The organism is Eisenbergiella tayi (genome assembly GCF_001881565.1).
Lineage (GTDB): Bacteria > Bacillota > Clostridia > Lachnospirales > Lachnospiraceae > Eisenbergiella > Eisenbergiella tayi.
On the sequence record NZ_MPDJ01000014.1, the window covers coordinates 18,058 to 36,704 of the forward strand.

The 18,647-nt window shown below is 40.7% G+C and carries 19 protein-coding genes and 1 riboswitch; of the genes, 18 read left to right on the forward strand and 1 reads right to left on the reverse strand.

Features of this window, described 5'->3' with window-relative positions:
• The first annotated feature begins 48 nt into the window (after positions 1–48).
• The 10 genes from BLA28_RS30810 (at position 49) to BLA28_RS30855 (ending at position 10,354) form a co-directional block, all read left to right on the forward strand.
• On the forward strand, positions 49–939 hold the full coding sequence (locus BLA28_RS30810) for a carbohydrate ABC transporter permease (RefSeq protein ID WP_044970380.1): 891 nt from the start codon (positions 49–51) through the stop codon (positions 937–939).
• 5 nt (positions 940–944) lie between these two features.
• The gene (locus tag BLA28_RS30815) at positions 945–1,784 is read left to right on the forward strand and encodes a carbohydrate ABC transporter permease (protein ID WP_242880541.1); all 840 of its coding nucleotides are present in this window, start codon (positions 945–947) and stop codon (positions 1,782–1,784) included.
• 36 nt (positions 1,785–1,820) lie between these two features.
• Positions 1,821–2,732, forward strand: a complete 912-nt coding sequence (locus tag BLA28_RS30820) for a dihydrodipicolinate synthase family protein (RefSeq protein WP_069152187.1) — start codon at positions 1,821–1,823, stop codon at positions 2,730–2,732.
• A 35-nt stretch (positions 2,733–2,767) separates the two neighbouring features.
• Positions 2,768–3,910: a mandelate racemase/muconate lactonizing enzyme family protein gene (locus BLA28_RS30825; protein WP_069152188.1), complete on the forward strand. Its 1,143-nt coding sequence runs from the start codon at positions 2,768–2,770 to the stop codon at positions 3,908–3,910.
• 13 nt (positions 3,911–3,923) lie between these two features.
• Complete coding sequence (locus tag BLA28_RS30830) at positions 3,924–4,700, forward strand: SDR family NAD(P)-dependent oxidoreductase (RefSeq protein ID WP_069152189.1); 777 nt, start codon at positions 3,924–3,926, stop codon at positions 4,698–4,700.
• Positions 4,701–4,719: 19 nt separating this feature from the next.
• Positions 4,720–6,069, forward strand: a complete 1,350-nt coding sequence (locus BLA28_RS30835; protein WP_069152190.1) for a family 4 glycosyl hydrolase — start codon at positions 4,720–4,722, stop codon at positions 6,067–6,069.
• Between the two features lie 33 nt (positions 6,070–6,102).
• On the forward strand, positions 6,103–7,587 hold the full coding sequence (locus tag BLA28_RS30840) for a beta-galactosidase (protein WP_069155638.1): 1,485 nt from the start codon (positions 6,103–6,105) through the stop codon (positions 7,585–7,587).
• A 51-nt stretch (positions 7,588–7,638) separates the two neighbouring features.
• The gene (locus tag BLA28_RS30845) at positions 7,639–8,484 is read left to right on the forward strand and encodes an SMP-30/gluconolactonase/LRE family protein (protein WP_169897325.1); all 846 of its coding nucleotides are present in this window, start codon (positions 7,639–7,641) and stop codon (positions 8,482–8,484) included.
• Positions 8,481–9,479 carry a 2-dehydro-3-deoxygalactonokinase gene (locus BLA28_RS30850; protein WP_044970393.1) on the forward strand — a complete coding sequence of 333 codons (999 nt, stop codon included), beginning with the start codon at positions 8,481–8,483 and terminating at the stop codon, positions 9,477–9,479. The genes BLA28_RS30845 and BLA28_RS30850 overlap by 4 nt, the downstream gene beginning before the upstream one ends.
• 92 nt (positions 9,480–9,571) lie before the next feature.
• Positions 9,572–10,354 (forward strand): IclR family transcriptional regulator, encoded by a 783-nt coding sequence (locus tag BLA28_RS30855; RefSeq protein ID WP_071699717.1) that lies wholly within the window; start codon positions 9,572–9,574, stop codon positions 10,352–10,354.
• 60 nt (positions 10,355–10,414) lie between these two features.
• Here the strand turns inward: BLA28_RS30855 and BLA28_RS30860 are convergent, their stop codons facing one another.
• Positions 10,415–10,975: an energy-coupled thiamine transporter ThiT gene (locus BLA28_RS30860; protein WP_069155636.1), complete on the reverse strand. Its 561-nt coding sequence runs from the start codon at positions 10,973–10,975 to the stop codon at positions 10,415–10,417.
• Between the two features lie 140 nt (positions 10,976–11,115).
• Positions 11,116–11,219: riboswitch (TPP riboswitch) on the reverse strand.
• Between the two features lie 459 nt (positions 11,220–11,678).
• Between BLA28_RS30860 and BLA28_RS34475 the strand changes: the two genes are divergently transcribed.
• From BLA28_RS34475 to BLA28_RS30900, 8 genes are all read left to right on the forward strand, one after another.
• Positions 11,679–11,927, forward strand: a complete 249-nt coding sequence (locus tag BLA28_RS34475; RefSeq protein ID WP_069155635.1) for a DUF4147 domain-containing protein — start codon at positions 11,679–11,681, stop codon at positions 11,925–11,927.
• 164 nt (positions 11,928–12,091) lie between these two features.
• On the forward strand, positions 12,092–12,235 hold the full coding sequence (locus BLA28_RS34755; protein ID WP_278336223.1) for a DUF4147 domain-containing protein: 144 nt from the start codon (positions 12,092–12,094) through the stop codon (positions 12,233–12,235).
• 79 nt (positions 12,236–12,314) lie between these two features.
• Positions 12,315–12,533 carry an MOFRL family protein gene (locus BLA28_RS34365; protein ID WP_069155634.1) on the forward strand — a complete coding sequence of 73 codons (219 nt, stop codon included), beginning with the start codon at positions 12,315–12,317 and terminating at the stop codon, positions 12,531–12,533.
• Between the two features lie 69 nt (positions 12,534–12,602).
• A complete protein-coding gene (locus BLA28_RS30880) occupies positions 12,603–13,733 on the forward strand; it encodes a CdaR family transcriptional regulator (RefSeq protein ID WP_069155633.1) in 1,131 nt (376 codons plus the stop codon).
• Between the two features lie 152 nt (positions 13,734–13,885).
• A complete protein-coding gene (locus tag BLA28_RS30885; protein ID WP_069155632.1) occupies positions 13,886–15,349 on the forward strand; it encodes an ABC transporter substrate-binding protein in 1,464 nt (487 codons plus the stop codon).
• A 116-nt stretch (positions 15,350–15,465) separates the two neighbouring features.
• Positions 15,466–16,386, forward strand: coding sequence for a carbohydrate ABC transporter permease (locus BLA28_RS30890; RefSeq protein ID WP_069155631.1), 921 nt, complete (start codon positions 15,466–15,468; stop codon positions 16,384–16,386).
• A 54-nt stretch (positions 16,387–16,440) separates the two neighbouring features.
• The gene (locus tag BLA28_RS30895) at positions 16,441–17,268 is read left to right on the forward strand and encodes a carbohydrate ABC transporter permease (RefSeq protein WP_044968883.1); all 828 of its coding nucleotides are present in this window, start codon (positions 16,441–16,443) and stop codon (positions 17,266–17,268) included.
• Positions 17,269–17,306: 38 nt separating this feature from the next.
• Complete coding sequence (locus BLA28_RS30900) at positions 17,307–18,647, forward strand: FAD-dependent oxidoreductase (RefSeq protein ID WP_133304936.1); 1,341 nt, start codon at positions 17,307–17,309, stop codon at positions 18,645–18,647.

Consider the following 18,647-nt stretch of genomic DNA (forward strand, 5'->3'; position numbering starts at 1 on the left):
CGGCGGGGATCTGTTCAAAGATCCCTGCTATTAAAGGGAGGTGTTTTTTTGCAGGGAAAATCATTGAAAGATAAAGTAGTACCATATCTGTTTATTCTGCCTTTCCTTATTTCCTTTCTTTTATTTTTTGTAATACCAAGTATATATTCTTTTTATCTGAGCTTTACTAAATATCCTGGATATGGGCAGGCTAAATGGCTGGGAATTCAGAATTACAGGAATATTCTGCACTATGGAAGATTTTGGGATGCTTTGGGAAGAACATTTTTTTATTGGCTGGTTAAGTTTATTCCTGTTACAGTAATCAGCTTTATGATGGCTTATTGCCTTAAGACAAAGGCTATTGTTAATAACCCTGTTTCCAAGGTTATAAAACCGATTCTGTTCCTTCCTCAGGTATGTGCAACAACAGCCTGTGCTCTGGTTTTTATGATTATTTTTGCTACACAGACAGGAGTAATCAATCAAATTTTTGGAGGGGAAATTTCCTGGATAGAAAATGCCAGAACATCTAAATGGGTGGTATTGATTTTGCTGATCTGGCGAGGAGCAGGATGGTTTATGGTAGTTTATCTGTCAGGGATGACAGCCGTTTCTCAAGATGTAATAGAGGCATCCAAAATCGATGGAGCCAATGCGGCCCAAACGCTAAGACTTATCATCATTCCCCTCATGAAACAGACCTTTAAATTTGCTTTTATTATGGATGCTATTTCCAGTCTGAGGATGTATACGGAAGCAGCTGTTCTTACAGCAAAAGACGCGGGAGGTGTAGCAAGAGAGGTCGCAGAAGGGGTTATTAACCTATTGATGTTTAACTTGAATTCCGGTAATTTTGGTATGGCATGTGCCTATGGCTGGATCATATTTGTGATTATATTTGTCATATCTTTGTTTATTCTGGGAACGTTCCGTGAGAAAAAGGAGAAAGGGCGGTAATAAAATTGAAGAAACAATATAAGTGGAAAAGTTTGCCGGTATGGATCTTTTTAGTTATCATGTGCCTTCTTTCCCTGTTTCCCGTTTACATTATGATAACAGGATCTTTTAAGAGTGCTTCAGATTTAGCAGTGAATTCCTATGGACTTCCTCAGAAATGGACACTGGAAAACTACAGAAGGCTTTTATCGTATAACAGTGGAATTATTGCCAGGACATACATGAATTCTATAGTAATTACGGCCTCCCATACTATATTGGTTATGTTATTTGGTTCTATGGCGGCTTTTGCATTTTCTAAGTATCATTTTAAAGGTAAAACAGTCCTTTTCACCCTGCTACTTGCCACGATGATGGTACCGTTTGAACTAAGTGTGACACCATTATATATCATGTTCAGTAAGATTGGATGGCTGAATTCCTATAAAATACAAATCATTCCATTTACAGCAAATGTTTTCGCCATGTTTATGATCCGCCAGTTTATGGAAGGTATTCCGGATTCTTTGGTTGAGGCTGCCAGGATAGACGGAGCAGGACATTTTAAAATTTATTACAAGATTATGGTACCTATATGTAAACCGGTAATGGGATCTACTACGGTATTAGTAGCTTTGGCTAAATTTAATGATTATCTTTGGCCTAAAGTTGTGGTTCAGAAACAAATGTATCAGCCTATTATGACAGTACTGCCCACTCTAAATGAAAAGAATGTAGTCTGGAATATCCCAAGGGAACTGATTCTAACGGGATGTACTATTGTTATTGTACCACTTATTATTTTGTTTGTTTGTCTACAGGATTTATTTATGGATTCAGTAGCAATTGGCGCGGTAAAAGAATAGAAAGGAATAGCTGTACACAGGCTTGGAGGAAAAAAAATGACACAATTCAGAGGTATTTTTGGTATACTCACGGCTTCTTATAAAGAGGATATGTCACTGGATGAAAAAAGTGTACGCAGTCAGGTGGATTTTTGTGTGAAAGCAGGAAGCCACGGGATTGTTGTTCCTGTGAATGCCAGTGAGTTTATTGTTTTAAGTGATGAGGAAAGAAAGGATATTATCAGATTCACGGTAGAACAGGCAGCTGGAAGAGTACCTGTTATAGCCGGGGTAACTACTCAGTCAACGTATCAGTCAGTAGAATTTGCTGCGTATGCAGGAAAGATAGGAGCAGATGGTTTAATTGCTATGCCTCCTTATGGGGCTAGGGCTACTGATGATGAAATTGTAGAGTTTTATAAGAGGATAGGTGATGCAGGCAGGATTCCTGTGTTTATTCAAAATTATATTCCACCGGTAGGAACTGCAATGTCACCATCTCTTTGCGTCCGTATCATGCAAGAGGCAGATTATGCCAGTTACATAAAGGAAGAAACTCAATATTCCAGCCAGGTTATTACTGAAATTGCCAGACTTGCTGAAATACTTCCGAAAGAAAAATATTTAGGTACTATGGGAGGAAAGGCAGGAAGGTATCTGATTGATGAATATCACAGAGGTGTCTGTGGAAATATGCCTGCCTGCGATATAGTAGATATCGATGCTAAAATATGGAACCTTCTGGAAGAGGGAAAAGAAAAAGAAGCAATAGCACTTTATAATCAAGCTATTCCTCTTATGAATATGGAATATATGTATGGATATGTACTATATAAAGCTGTTTTGAAAAAGAGGGGCATAATAGACTGTGATTCAGTCCGGGTTCCTGGGGGAAAACGGCTGGATAAGTTTGACTATACGGAACTAGACAGGATTTTAAAGGAACTGGAACCTTATTATCAAGTATAAGCCAAGAGGATTATAACAGTCAGGCGGTGGGATAAATGAAAATTATAGATATGAAAATTGTCGTAGTCGGTAATCCATGGAAAAATTGGATATTTGTAAAAATTTTTACAGATGAAGGGATAGAAGGCCTTGGTGAATGTACGGGAGGCTTGATGACAGCACCGAATGAAGGAAGTCTGAAGGAATTGAAAAGCCGTATTATAGGCCGGGATCCAACCCGGGTGAATGAACTGATTGATTTTGTAAGAAAAACCCTTTTTCTTTCACGAGGAGGAAATGCTTTATCAGGCATTGAAATGGCATGCTGGGATATTATTGGAAAGACATGCGGCAGGCCGCTTTATCAGCTGCTTGGTGGAAAAGTAAGAGAAAAAATCAGAGTATATGCTAATGGATGGTATCAAGGCCCCAGAGAACCACAGGCATTTGCTGAAAAAGCTGCCCAAATGGTTGAGGCAGGATATACCGCCTTAAAATTTGATCCCTTTGGCAAAGCTTATAAATTCATGAGCAGGGAAGAAGAGATACTTTCCATGGATATAGTCAGAGCCGTAAGAAGAACGGTCGGGGAACAGGTAGATTTGATGATAGAGGCGCATGATCGTTTCAGCTTGTCACAGGCAGTGCGTTTAGGACAGCTTTTAGAGGAATTTCATCCATTTTGGTTTGAAACTCCTGTTTTATCGGATAATCTGGAAAAGGTGAATGAGGTAGCGTCAAGAATACATATACCAGTTATTGCCGGAGAACGTAGTGAGGATCCGCGGGAACTAGCAAGGCTAATGTCAGCAAACAAGATTGATCTTATTAATCCGGAAATTCTTGGTGTGGGAGGTATCGGAGGCCTGTTGGATTGTTTTGCAGCAGCCAGATGCTTTGACTGTTTTGTAGCACCTCATAATGCTCAGAGTCCATATTGTACTGCTGCGAATGTGCATGTTGGTATTACGCAAACTAATTTGTTAATTCAGGAATGTTTTGATGATTCAGCAGCGCCTTGGGTGAGTGAGGTACTTCTTGGTTTCCCCAAAGTGAAGAATGGCTATATTGAGCCGGAAGATGTTCCAGGAATTGGGGTAAGCCTTCAGGAAGAAGAAGCATTGAAACATCCTTATGGAGATAAGAATTTTTTATGGATGTTTGAGGATGGATGGGAACGAAGAAAGGGAAACAAGTAGAGGAGTCTGGGATATGCGGTTACAGGATAAAGTCATTGTAGTTACAGGAGCAACCAGTGGGATTGGAAAAGGAATTGCCAGGGTATTAGCCGGAGAAGGTGCTTGCATTGTTCTTGCGGGACGTAACAGCACTGCCGGGCTGAAAGTAGAAGAACAGATATGCCGGGATGGAGGCAATGCATTTTTCGTGGAAACAGATATTCGCTGCGTGGACATGTGTAGGTCGCTGATTGATGAGACTGTCAAAAAATATGGCAGGATAGATGGTCTGGTAAATAACGCAGGGATATTTCCGTATGCGGAATTTGAAGAAGTAACCGAAGAAATGTATGACTCTGTTTTGGAAACAAACATAAAAGGTGCCTTTTTTTGTACGCAGCAAGCTGTTAAGTATATGAAACAGCGCAGATGCGGTTCAGTGGTTAATATCGGTTCTACACATTGGCAAACAGGGGGACAGGGATTAAGTGTGTATTCGGTCTCAAAAGGAGGGCTGCATACTTTTACACAGCATATTTCGCATCATTATGCCCCGGATGGAATCCGCTGTAACTGGGTAACGGTAGGATGGGTTATGTCTGAAGGCGAAAAAAGCCGGCTTTTGAATACAGGAATGACGGAAGAAGATATTGCAGCACAGGCAAAAAAAGAAATACCTATGGGACAGTTTCAGACTGCTGAAGATATCGCGAATGCTTGTGTATATCTTTTGTCTGATGAAGCAATGCAGGTAACAGGGACGGATATTAAGGTAACAGGCGGCTTTTTATCCGTATCCCGAATTGGATAATTAGGGTTGGAGGAATATTATGGGACAGATTAAAATAGCTATTATCGGTGCAGGCAGCTCACAATTCTCAGGAGGAATAATAAGAGATATTTGTGTTACTCCGAATTTGCACGGAATAAAAATTACGTTGATGGACATTGATGAGAAACGGCTGCGTTTCATCGGTGCCATGGGAAAAAAACTGGCGGATGAACTTCATGCTCGTATTGATTTTGAGCTCACCACAGATAGGGAAAAAGCCCTTGATGGAGCATCTTTCGTTATAAATACCGCTCAGGACCAGGGGCATCCATGGGCTACAGAACTGACAGAAATGGCAAAACGTCATGGATATATGTATGGAGGCCTTCTTTCTCTTACCTACAACGCTGCCTTTCTGATAGATGTGGCAAAGGATATAGAAAGAATATGTCCGGATGCATTGCTTATCCAATCATCGAATCCGGTTTTTGAGGGATGTACCGCAATTACGCGAAGTACACGGGTGAAAACGGTAGGACTATGTCACGGACACTATGGTTATCGTGATATAGCTGATGTTTTGGGGCTGGAGCGGGAATATGTTTCAGCAAAGATGTGTGGCTTTAACCATTGGATTTTCATGACAGATTTCAGATATAAAGGAATTGATGCCTATCCTCTTATAGATAGATGGATAGAGGAAGAAGCGGAGGAATATTGGAAAAAGCCAAGGAAATACTCCGATCAGCAAATGAGCAGGGCGGCTATTCATCAATATAAAATGTTTGGTCTTATGCCTATTGGTGATACCCCTCGTATGATGGATTTTCCAACTATGTATGGTTGGATATACAATGAAAGCCTGGAAGCCAAAAAGTATTTTTATAGTCAGCAGGGAGGCTTTGACAGCGAAGAGGGATGGAACCAGTATCTGGCCGACTTAAATCAGAATTTAATAAAAATTGAAGAGGCTGCTGTGAATCCTGAGAAAAAGGTAAGTGAAATTTTCGAACCCAAGCAGTCAGATGAACAGATTGTGCCAATAATAGAGTCTCTTTTGTTTGATATACCAAGGATATATCAAGTGAATATACCTAATAAGGGCAATTTATTGGAAGGTTTTCCTGAAAATATAGTAATAGAGGGGCAGGCATTGATATCCGGTGCAGGTATTCAGGGAATACATAATAACAGACTTCCGGACAGAGTCATGGCTGGAGCAATGAATCCCAGATATGTACAGTGTGAATTGATTTGTGAAGCGTTGCTTTCCGGAGAGCGGCAAGCTTTTAAGCTGGCTCTGCTGGCGGATCATTATACAAAGAGTGAAGCCCAGGTGGATGCTCTTCTGGACGAATGGTTTTCTCACCCGAAGAATACTGCTATTAACAAACTGCTGAAGAAATAAGAGGCATAATATATTTACATAGGAGGGTAGGATATGTCAAGTAATATAGAATTACGAAATATAAATGGAAAACAGTTGATTTATGTGGAGGGAGATCCCTTTTTGATACTTAGTTTTCAGTTGGATTGTGATTCCTGCTATGATGCAGGCACAATAGACCGTATGATGAAAAATGCGGTGAAGATGGGGTGTACAGGAATATCTCTTCTCTTATACTGGCGGTTGATCGAACCGGAAGAAGGTAAATACGATATGACGATTTTAAAGTCTATGCTGGACAGTGCGGCGGCATATGGTTTGAAAATTGTGCTCGTATGGTTTGGATCTTATAAAAATGCATGTATGCATTATGCTCCTGACTGGGTCATCCGGGATAGAACACGTTTTGCCAGAGTGATAAAAGAAGATGGCAGTATAACCCCTTTTGTGGCCTGCCCTAATGGAAAGGAATTATTGGAGAAGGATATTGCTGCTGTCAGTCAGGTATTTTTATTCCTTAAGAGTGAAGATACCCAAAATACAGTAATTCTTTTTCAAGTTAATAATGAAACAGGAATTATTGGAAATACAGATCGCTGTCACTGTAAGGTATGTGAAAATCTGTTTATAGAAGGAGGATACCGGGAAAAGTACCCTGATAATGCAGCAGAGGCTTTTATGGCAGAAAGTATACTATCCTATCAGGAAGCAATAGCAAAAAAAGCAAAAGAAATTTATGATATTCCCTGTTACATGAACTGCTGGCTTGCCCAACATTCTCCTGATTCGATACCAGGCTATACTTATCCCTGCGGGGGGCCGGTTTATCGTGTCCTGGATATTTACCGGGATAAAAAGAAATATGTGGACTTTGTTTCACCTGATATTTATACACCAGGCTATAGAGATTTTATGAGAATTGCAGAAGAATATTGTTTTGAAGGAAATCCTTTATATGTTGCAGAGCATGCTTTGGGAAAAAGCAGCAGGGCTTATAAAAATGTATATTATGCATTTGGAGAATTTGGAGCGCTTGGTTTTGACCCATGGGCTATTGACTGTGCATATCCGGATATGATGGAGTCTCCTCTATGTGACTGTTTTCATGAGCGTTGGAGTGATGAAGCATATGATATGCTGGAGTCTTTCGTTCCTATCAGGGATTGTATGATTCCGGTGGCAGAAAATATGGGTACTGAAAGATTACAGTACTGGGTACAGGAAGAAGGAGAAACGTCAGTAACATTACTTTTCGAAGATGTAGCGGTTAAAGTGGATTATTGTAAGCCGGAATTTGGAGCTAGCCGTGGTATTGTAATTCGGATGGACGATAAGGAATTTATTGTACTTGGATGCAAATCGACATTTTGTTTCCTGGATAGGAACGGGAAAAAACTTCGGCTTAAGGATTCCTGGAGAGGCACATATAAAAAGAGAAAATTCATCAGAGAACGAAGAAATACCATATCTTGGAATGATGATGCATTTACAGTTATGCTGAAAGAATGTGGGGTTACCCTGAATATTCTGGATGAATGAAAATATGTTGGCTGAAAAAGGAGAAATCAGATGAAACAGCTTGAGGCACAGTTGGAAGAAGCCATTAAATGTTTATTGGGAGAAGGTCCCTGTTATGATGAAAAAACAGGGATACTGTCTTGGGTGGATATTAAAACCGGTACCCTTTATAAAAAGAAAGAAGGCAGAGTTACATCTATTCAAACAGGACAATATCTGGGAGCAGCAGTTCCTGCTGACAGCGGAAATTATGTAGGTGTGCTGACCACCGGAATTTATCTTATAACAGATAAGACTATTCATAAAATATATACCCTGAATGAATTTCATGATTTCCAGCGTGCTAATGATGCGAAATGTGATGCCGAAGGCAGACTCTGGTTAGGTTCCATGCCATTATTTGAAGATGATATGGATAAAGGAGGAAATCTGTATTGCTATAGTATGAAAGCTGGATGCAGGCTGATGTTTGGTGGAACAAAAATATCCAATGGTATGGCTTGGAGCAGAGACGGACAAATCATGTACTATATTGATTCAGCTAGGAAACAGGTAGATGCTTTTGATTATGATATGCAAAATGGGATGATTGGTAACAGAAGAAAAGTGATTGAAATTCCCGTTGGTGTCCCGGATGGAATGACTATCGATGAAGAAGGAATGCTTTGGATAGCCTTATGGGGAACGGGCAGTGTAGGAAGATTCTGTCCTATAACTGGTAAAATGTTGGAAAGAATTATAGTACCCACATTAAATGTGTCTTCCTGCTGTTTGGGAGGACCGGAAGGCGATATCCTATACATAACGACATCAGGGGAAGGCGGCGGGAATGGAGACGGATTTTTATATTCAGTACATACTGGTGTGAGAGGGCTTCCTGTAAATCGGTTTGATGACAGAAAATGGATATTACAATGAGAGAAAACAGAATAACTATCGATATGGGGACAACAAATACAAGAATTGTCTTGTGGGGAAAAGGACAACAAAAGAGAGGAGAAATAATCTATAGAATCGGAGCAAAAAGAAGTGCTGAAGAGGGGAATAACAGAGAAATCTGTGAAGCTTTAAGAAATGGATTTACAGAACTTTTCAAGCAGACAGGGGTATGCTGGGAACAGGTAAAAATGGTAATTGGCTGCGGGATGCTGACTTCTGAACTGGGACTTGTTCAAATACCCCATATATCTGCTCCGGCAGGTATATGTGAATTGGCACAGTCTGTAAGAATGGTAAACATTCCCGATATTTGTCCTTTGCCTTTTTATCTGATACCCGGGATACAAACAGCAAAAGAAACAGTTACTGTGGATAACTATGATAAGTATGATGTCATGCGGGGAGAAGAGACGGAAACAGTAGCTATTTTGAAACAGTTCGGGCTGTCCGGCCCTGTCCTTTTGTTTTTGACAGGATCTCATGATAAAATTATTTTTGTGGACAGGAATGGAAGAATTTCTCATTCTATTACCAGTATGACAGGCGAATTGCTGGAAGCGGTAACTTTTCATACAATATTATCAGATGCGACAGGAAATGCTTTTGTTACATCGGAGGAATATGAAGAAGATATGGTTATGAAAGGATACTTGGATGGAAAGCGATTTGGAATAGGACGAAGTTGTTTTTATGGAAGAATTTTAAAGGAATGCGCCGATATAAACAGAATCAAGATATGCAATTACCTTTTGGGTGTTATGCTTCAAAATGATATAAAGGCTGTCGAGAATGAAACAGCTGGTTTTCGGGATGCGGTAGTAGCAGGAAAAGGTGCTGTAGGAAACGCATTGTATATGATTCTGAAGAAAGAACGAATATTTGAAAAAGTAATTCATTTCGAAGATTGTAAAGGAGAATCTTTTTCTTCTGTTGGTGCTTTAATGATTGCGGATTATCTGATACAAAACGGTTGAATTAATGGAAAATTAAGGATAATATTAAAGAGATATAGGAATATTCTGTTAATTAAAATGCCGGATTAAAAAATCTAACGGGGGAAAAGGTTATGAGAGAACAGAACCACAGATCAACATCCAGGGTGCTTGATATTTTTGAGTTGCTGTCCCTGTCAGAAAACGGTTTGACTTTGACTGAGCTGGCAGCAAAGCTTGATGCACCCAAAAGTAGTATTTTTCCTATTATTCATACAATGGAGGAGAGGCAGTTCGTTAAATGTGATGCAACTACTAATAAATATAAGATAGGTCATAAAGCGTATCTAACAGGCGGAACATTTGAAAGTGAAAAGCCAATATTTGAATACATTAAATGCCAGATGAAAGAGGTGGCGGACAACTGCAATGAAACCTGTAATCTGGGTATATTAGTAGGTTCCCTTGTTACCTATGCTGCTATTTGTGAATCCAGAAATTCTTTTGGATACAGGGCCTATGTTGGAGTACGTTTTCCAGCTTATTGTTCTGGTATAGGGAAAGCTCTTCTCTTGTATAAGACTAAAGAAGAATTGATGGAATTATACCCGGAAGGCCTTAAGAAATATACGGAAAATACCATTACAAGTTTTGATGAGCTGTATGCCCAGCTTCAGAAAGCAAAGGAAGAGGGATTTACTTATGAATCGGAGGAGGCAAGAGAAGAAATTTTCTGTATTGCCATAGCGTTGTGCAATGGAGACAATTCTGTTGCTGCCATCAGTGTATCTATTCCTCTTTATCGGGCTACAGATGATAAAATCAGTCTGGTAAAAGAAAATTTGAAAAGGGTAAAAATGAATACAGAACAGTATCTAAAAAAATTCAATATTGTAGATGGATGGGAAATCGTATGAGTGAATAAAGGATAAAAAAACAGCAGCCTAAAACTGCTGTTTTTTTATGAAAACGAAAGATCAATTACTGCTGGTAGCCATAACCTTCAATCTCCCCATAACCCTCTCTATCGGCGGCAGAGCGATGAGGACAACGGTAAGAATGGCTTCCGGAAGAATATAGCTCAGATTATAAAGGGTAGATGCCCAGATAGCAGCCATATTTCCGCCGAAATTTCCCACATAAGTGGTATAGAAAATAAAACCGGAAATTTCATGGAACAGGAAGCGGCCTGCAACACCTACCAGATAACCCTTCAGAAGTCCATGCTTTGACTTACTGAAGAAACCGGAAAGCCCCAGTGCGCCGAAGGCCAGAGGAAAGTCCAGAAGCACCTGGGCGGGATGGACTACATAAGGGCCGGTAATAAACTGCAGGACACCGTAGGCCAGAGCGGCGATAATTCCCACCTTGGGTCCGTACCAGTAACCGACCAGACATACGATCAGCATGGAAAAAAGGGTGATTGAGCCGCCGTTAGGAAGACTGGGAAGTTTGATAACAGTGGCGATGACGGTTGCCAGCGCGATGGCAACACCGGAATAAACGACTTGCTTTACAGTGATAGAACTTTTGCTCATAAAAAAACCTCCTTGGTATTTGTACGCAAAGAGGGAAGTGATTTAATCGCTGCGAATCTGTATGATTATGGCATATAACAGAATCGCATGATATTGCTTTTGTAAATAACGGATGCAGAAGGTATAAGTTAATTTATCCGTATTTACAAAATATGCTTCCTTACGCCGGTATTACCCGGGTCAAGTGGTAAGGGTCAGAAACCAGTGGTTTCATTCTCAGCAATCGGCTCCCCTAGCGTGCATTTGTATTAAATTCTTACTTACTATAAACCGGTAAAGTGAAAAAGTCAAGTATATGGAAAGATGAATTATTGTGTTGAATGGAAAGATGAATTATTGTGTCCTGCTTTTAAAATTGTTCATGGAAAATATGATAATTGGAAATAATGGGAGTGTTAATTGAAAATGAGTATAACTTAAATAAGGCAAGTGACTGGCTTCATTTTTATTATTATCTGTTAAGAAAATAAAAGGAATGACGGCGGCTGTTTTTGTAAATAATCATATGTTTAGAGAAAAGTGGAGTGAAGGATGTTAAATTTCGCTCCACTTTTTTGTATTACTGACACAAAAAACATAGAAAAATTTTGGATAATTATAATGAGAAAAAAGATAATATTAACGATATAATGATAATGAGAAGATATAATAGGTAAGTCTTTACATTAAACAGGTATAGGAAAGCAGGGGGTATGAATAGAAAATGAAGACAGAATACAAGGATGCTGAAATAATTATCCGGAATGCGATCAATGAAGTATTATCGGACAAAGTGGTTTGTACCGTGTTTAATGGCAGAGAATGTATGGATAACGTATATATTGTAGCAGTGGGAAAAGCAGCATGGAAAATGGCTTATACCTGCAAGAAAATATTGGATGCTTATATAAAGAAAGATATTATTTTGACAAGATACGGGTGTGCACAGAAGGATTTGACCATTTTGAGATAATTGAGGCGGGACGTACAATACCTGATGATAATTCGATAACGGATATCCCCAAAGTAATTAATATGGTAAAGGGGCTTATGGAAGAGGATAACATAGTCTTTCTTTTATAGGGAGGAAGTTCCGCACTCTTTGAAAAACCAGTACCGGGAATTACATCGGAAGATATTCAGGAGGTTACACGGCAATGTATGAACAGCGGTGCCAATATTACCGAGATTAAAACCATAAGAAAAAGATTGTCGGATGTAAAAGGCGGAAGAAACCAGGAAATAGCATTGAGTGCGGCACGTGGAATACGAGATTTGTAAAATGTAGTTATTTTTCCATCAGTTCGGATGGTACGGACGGTCTCACGGACGCGGCGGGAGGAATTGTAGATGGAAGACAGTGAATGAATTGGAGGCTATGGGAATCAGCTGTGAGGAGATTCTGAAAAATTATGATTCATACCATGCGTTGGAAAAAGCAGGCGGTTTAATCAGAACCGATGCAACGGGAACTAATGTGAATGTTAATGAACAGGCCGTACTGAACGTATTACTGGCAATGGAAAAGCAGAGTTTAGAGAGGCTGACGGAAAACTACGTCAGCTTTTTCTTGATTTGACAGAAAGGTGAAGTCAGAATATGATCGTAAAACTACAGAAAAGTAGTAAAAGTGATGGAGGACAATATAATGGACAGTGTTTTGGCAGGAAAGCTGATTGAACGGATATCCAATTTTACGGATTATAATGTAAATATTATGGACGAGAACGGAATTCTTGTGGCAAGTCGGATGAAAGAACGTATCGGTTCTTTTCATGAAGTGGCGTTCGATATTATTAATGGTACAAATGATACGGTGATGGTAGATATGGATAATCCGGAAACCGGCGTAAAGGCAGGTGTGAATATGGCTATTTATACCAACAAAAAAAAGGTTGGCGTAGTTGGTGTTACGGGCAGTCCGGATATGGTTTTATCTGTTGCGAAAATAATAAAGATGTCCGTGGAAGTTATGATGGAATATGAAATGTATAAGTATGAGAGTATGAAAAAATATAATTTGAGGGAACAGCTCATGCATCTCATATTTTATAATGATAACTTTGAAAGAGAAGATCTGAGTAAATATTTTAAAGCGCTGAATCTGGATGAAGAAATTTTACGTATTCCGATTTTAATCCAGATAGAAAATTCAGAGGCTTATATGACAAAGGTAAAAGAAATTCTGGATGGGAATAAATTCCGTTCCCGACAGGATATTGGAGATACTACAAAAGAAGACTTTATTTTTCTTTTTAAGGGAATTGACTGTGATATTAGAAACGTCATGCAGGACTACAAATATCTGGTCGGTGAATACCTGTCCCCTCTTCTTCAATATATCAGGGCACGTCATTTGATTTATAACATTTACGTGGGGCCCATACAAAATGATATCATGTATTATCGTCAGGCTTATCTGGATTGTATGTGGATGCAGAAAAATATGGGGAACAGCGAGAACGGAAGCTTTTATTTTTATGATTATATGATCCGTTATATGGAATCCAGGGTTCCGGTATCCGAGTTTAATGCCATATTCTATATGCTGAAGAAAGAACTGGGGAAAAAATTTACAGATAACTATACAGAGACAATAGAAGCTCTGATAGAGAAGGATTATAATCTGGCAAAGGCGGGGAATATGCTTCATATCCACAAAAACACCCTTGTATACAGGCTTGATAAAATAAGAGAGGTATTAAATATGAATCCTCTGGTAAATAATACGGAAAGAGAATTTATGGAGTGTTTTTACTACTATTTGATACGAAAATAGATTTGTGTTGAGGAAACAAATAACCGTCGGGAATTTTGGTGCGCAGGCTGATTTCAATACCTTCCTGGTCCGATATAATAAACTCATGATTCAGCGGGACAATAAAGCTGAAGATGGTAGTCACTATTATAAAGAACAGGGAGGTATTTTTAATGGGAAAAATGAAAAAACTGATGGCATTGCTGGCATGTACAGCCATGGTAGCAGGAAGTATTGCAGGATGCGGATCCAGCAGCGATACCAGCGCACCGGCGCCTGCAGAACCGGCGGTATCTGAACCGGCTGGTGAATCGGCGGAAGCGGGGAGTGAAGCCGCTCAGGGTGATTCACAGGTGGTGAGTGAAGAGAGCGGTACTCTGAGGATGTATGGCCCGGGGCTTTTTGCAGCGGTCGGGGAAAACGGAACCACAGATATGATTACAGGAGTTACACGTCCGGGCTACAGCGAGCTTATTAAACGCTGGAATGAACTTTATCCCAATGTTACATTGGAAATTGAGCCAATCCCGTGGGATAACTGGAAGGCAGCTATTCAGACAGCGGCTTTGTCAGGCGATTATGATATCCTGATTCATGGAAACGGAAACGCGGATTACAGCCTTGACTTAACGGAATATCTGGAAAAGGATCCGGAGGTAAAAAATGCTCTTACCTTTTATCCTTACAGAAGAAATCCGGATAATATGACTGAAGTAAGACCTTACGGCCTTTCTTACACACTGAATCCTGTTGTCTGCGTAATCGACAAGGAAATTCTTAAAAATTATGGTGTAGAGCTTCCTGATTCCTCATGGTCACTTGAAGATATGACGAAGATTGCGGAAAGCTGTACGGGAACGGATCCGGTAACCGGAAAAGAGACATATGGTATCAGCATGGTGAAAGCTTCTGATGCTTATAAGAATTACATATTGATCGGCCGCGGCATGGATAATGAGATTTTTGAATTCAGCCCTAAGCTGAGTGAAACAAAGGTAAATTTTGATACCCCTAAAACCCAGGAAGTTTTTGATTATCTTGCAGAACTGGGCAAATACAGCAGCCCTGATTATCTGGAAGGTCTGGATTTGGCAAATGCTTATACAGAGGATCATAATCTGGCAATGATTTGGGCAGAAGATGTTTACAATGTTTACAATACAATCAAGGCAGCAGGCCTGGAGGAGCGTTTCATGTTCCTTCCCCTTCCCAAGATTCAGGAAGGCGCTCATAAAGGAATTACCTGCAGTAATGTAGGTGACCTGAATATCTGTATCTATAAAGATACGGAGCAGAAAGATCTGGCATGGAAGTTCCTGAAATTCCTGGTAACAGATCCGGAAGTACAGCAGTGGTTAATTGATACCAATTCTATTCCCGCTAATGTAGAAGCCGGCAGCCTGCTTTATGATGTAATGCCTGCGGATTATGCGGATGCTATCACAGAAGTTATCAGCACAAGCCCGGAGGGATATAATTCATCAGCATCTGTTTGGTATGACAGCACATGGTTCGGTACCTTCCAGAGTGATATTGTAACGGAATTTGATCAGCTGCTTAAAGGCAACGCAACATCAGCAGAAGTTACAAAGGATATTCAGGGTACTGTAGACGGATATCTTAAGTCACTGAATTAATCAGACAGTATTTCAGTCAGGCTTTGGTAATCAAAAAGGAGGGAGACTCATGGATCCCTCCTTTTTCCTCTAAGAATCAAAAATGCGCATACAGACAGCGCGGAGGGGAGCATTAAATGAAAGATAAAAAAACCTTTAAATTGAGGTTGAAAAGAGAAATGCAGTGGTATTCATTTCTCATAGTCAGCATTATAGCCCTTGTACTGCTTACTTATATTCCCATGCTGACAACAATTAAATATAGTTTTTACAACACCAGGATATTGTCCTTCGGGGGAGAATTCGACGGGATTACCAACTATAAGGTTCTGATGGGAAATAAAGCATTTATACAGTCTCTGGGAAATACCTTTATTCTCGCACTGCTGAGCCTGCTTCAGATTCCGATAGGTTTTATTCTGGCATCGCTCATTAACGGGCTTGGAAGGGGAAAACTGCAGAGCTTTTTCCGGGTGTCTTATTATCTTCCCAATATTATTACCGGTGTCAGTGTCGTATTGATATTCCAGGTGGTGCTGAAGGAAAACGGAGGCCTGCTCAATGATCTCCTTTCTTTCCTTACAGGACATAAGGTGACGATAGGATGGCTGTCGGATGCCCGTTATTCCCGTTTTGGGGCGACTATTCTTAATGTATGGCAGAATACGGGATATGCGATGCTGATTAATCTGGCAAGCATGCAGTCGATTCCCACGGAAATCTATGAGGCGGCCGAAGTAGACGGCGCCAACAGTCTGAAAAGATGGTTTTATATTACCATTCCCAATATGAAAACATGTTTTGCCTTTTTGTTTATTACAACGATTATCAACGGACTTTCCCGTTTTACGGATTTGTTTATTATCGGCGGGAACTCCGCTACAGGAAGACCCGGCGGTTCCCTTCAGACGCTGCTTATGTATATTTACCAATACAGCTTTGAATATCCGCAATATGGCATGGCCAGTGCAGGCGCCATGATTTTATTTGTCCTCACTTTTGCGATTACGATGGTAAATCTTAAAATGACAGGATTTTTCAAGAAAAATAATGACTGATGCAGAGACTTTTGTATCTGATGATATCTATTTGAAATGGAATCGAGGAAGCATATGAAAAAAAAGAAAATAACGAAATATATAGTGGCAGCATTACTGCTTATTGCCCTTCTATTGATTCTGACCCCTTTGTTCTGGTGTATTTCCCTGTCCTTTGACAGAAGGGCTCTCACGAACCTGCCGGCATTTTCCCTGATACCTCATGAGCCGTCACTCTTTAATTATCAGGCGGCATGGAATACGATTCCGCTGGTACGGTATTATGCCAATACATTGTTCCTTACGGTGACCAATACGGTAATCTCTGTCTTTTTTGCCATGATGTGCGGTTATGCATTTGCAAAAGGGAAATTCATGTTTAAGAATTTCTGGTTTATTTTCATGCTTGCGGTTATGATGATCCCTTTTGAATCCAGAATGATTCCTCTTTATATCCAGTATAAGAACTGGGGGATGCTGGATACATATAAACCGTTGATATTCGGAAGTTTTGCTTATGTATACGGCGTATTTTTTTCCAGACAGAATATTGAGGCGATACCGGATTCTCTGAGAGAGTCTGCCTACATTGACGGCGCAGGGGAATGGAGGATCTTCCTTCAGATAATAATCCCTCTTTCCAAGCCTTTGATCGCTACTTTGTCGATACTGCAGGTCCTGGCAAACTGGAATTCTTATCTTTGGCCTTTAATTGTACTGCGTTCCAGCCAGAAGCAGGTGATTTCTGTGGGTGTTGCCATGTTTAACGCGCAGCAGGATATGGTATATTACGGCCCGAGAATGGCAGTTGCGGTAGTCAGCGCTATCCCTCTTACCATACTCTTTCTGTTCCTGCAGAAATACATAGTCCAGAGTATTGCGTTAAGCGGAGTCAAACAGTAACCGGCGGCAAAGCAGAAGGGAAAAGGGAGAATAGAACTGTGAAGGTAATAAGACCGCAGATGGAATTGGAGATTAAAAGAAAAGCGGATATTTTAGTGGTTGGAGGCGGCCCGGCAGGCATAGGGGCGGCGATCAGCGCAGCAAGGCTTGGGAAAAAGGTACTTCTTCTGGAAAAGAGAGGTTTTCTGGGAGGAAATATCACGGCCTGTTATGTGGAAAACTGCAATCATTTTCTGAAGGGAACCCCTTTCCATTCAGAAGGGCTGTATAAAGAAATTGAACAGAAATGCTATGAAATATATGGGAATGACAATATCCGTGAAAAAAATAAAATGGCTTTCCACAGTGAGTATCTGAAAATTTTCCTGGATAAGTTTATGAAGGAAAATAAGGTGGAGGTTCTTCTTCATTCCTTTGTCAATGAAGTGATCACCCGGCGCAATCAAATAGAGGCTGTAATTATTCAGACCAAACAGGGGCCGGAAGCAGTTAGCGCGGAGATCATAATCGATGCCACAGGCGATGGAGACGTGGCTTTCGGCGCAGGGCTGCCTTTCGAACAGGGAAGGGAAAAAGATGGAATGTGCCAGCCGGGGACGGTGAATTTCCGGGTGACAGGAGCGCATACGGAGGAGATGAAAGGGGAACGGCTGTCTGAAATCAGCAATATCTTCACAAAGGAATCCAAAGAAGGCAGAACAGGGCTTGCCTGCTCCAAACAGGATATCCCTTTTGGAAGGCTTACGAAGGCAGGGCAGATCAGTTACGTGAATTATTCCTGCGCCCATGGAATCGATCCTACCGATATCGAGGGGCTTACAAGAGGAGAGATGGAGTGCCGTGAATATATCCTTGAAATTTACCATTATCTGAAAAATCAATTCCATGAGTTAAGAGATATTGAAATTACTTCCATTGCTCCGGAAATAGGCTTCCGTGACAGCAGAAGAATCCGGGGTGAATATTATCTGACAATAGAGGATATGGAGTCCGACAGGCAGTTTGATGATGCCATTGCCGTATTTCCCAGATTTTATGATATGCTCCCTCCGGACGGAACAAGCAGCGGAGACGGAAAAGTGGAAGGGAAAGGCTACGACGGGCATATTTTTGAACCGATTGTGGATGAACGTACCTTTCAGGTGCCATACCGGGCTCTGGTGCCGGCAGGCATCAATAATCTGCTGCTGGCAGGCAGGTGCATCAGCGCGGATCATGTGGCGGAAAGCGGCATAAGGGCGATTTCCCTGTGCATGATGATGGGCCAGGCGGCAGGCGCCGCGGCGGTGTTGGCCGTACAGGACAGGGTAAAACCGGCTGATATAGATTATAAGAAGCTTCAGGAAATATTGAGAAAACAGGATATTTCCCTTCCCTGA

What these genes read in the sequence shown, in the direction of transcription:
- BLA28_RS30860 (WP_069155636.1), bottom strand. Translation starts at nt 10,975, where the DNA reads ATGAGCAAAAGTTCTATCACTGTAAAGCAAGTCGTTTATTCCGGTGTT.
- BLA28_RS30820 (WP_069152187.1), top strand. Translation starts at nt 1,821, where the DNA reads ATGACACAATTCAGAGGTATTTTTGGTATACTCACGGCTTCTTATAAA.
- BLA28_RS30890 (WP_069155631.1), top strand. Translation starts at nt 15,466, where the DNA reads ATGAAAGATAAAAAAACCTTTAAATTGAGGTTGAAAAGAGAAATGCAG.
- BLA28_RS30895 (WP_044968883.1), top strand. Translation starts at nt 16,441, where the DNA reads ATGAAAAAAAAGAAAATAACGAAATATATAGTGGCAGCATTACTGCTT.
- BLA28_RS30830 (WP_069152189.1), top strand. Translation starts at nt 3,924, where the DNA reads ATGCGGTTACAGGATAAAGTCATTGTAGTTACAGGAGCAACCAGTGGG.
- BLA28_RS30825 (WP_069152188.1), top strand. Translation starts at nt 2,768, where the DNA reads ATGAAAATTATAGATATGAAAATTGTCGTAGTCGGTAATCCATGGAAA.
- BLA28_RS30835 (WP_069152190.1), top strand. Translation starts at nt 4,720, where the DNA reads ATGGGACAGATTAAAATAGCTATTATCGGTGCAGGCAGCTCACAATTC.
- BLA28_RS34475 (WP_069155635.1), top strand. Translation starts at nt 11,679, where the DNA reads ATGAAGACAGAATACAAGGATGCTGAAATAATTATCCGGAATGCGATC.
- BLA28_RS30880 (WP_069155633.1), top strand. Translation starts at nt 12,603, where the DNA reads ATGGACAGTGTTTTGGCAGGAAAGCTGATTGAACGGATATCCAATTTT.
- BLA28_RS30855 (WP_071699717.1), top strand. Translation starts at nt 9,572, where the DNA reads ATGAGAGAACAGAACCACAGATCAACATCCAGGGTGCTTGATATTTTT.
- BLA28_RS30885 (WP_069155632.1), top strand. Translation starts at nt 13,886, where the DNA reads ATGGGAAAAATGAAAAAACTGATGGCATTGCTGGCATGTACAGCCATG.
- BLA28_RS30840 (WP_069155638.1), top strand. Translation starts at nt 6,103, where the DNA reads ATGTCAAGTAATATAGAATTACGAAATATAAATGGAAAACAGTTGATT.
- BLA28_RS30850 (WP_044970393.1), top strand. Translation starts at nt 8,481, where the DNA reads ATGAGAGAAAACAGAATAACTATCGATATGGGGACAACAAATACAAGA.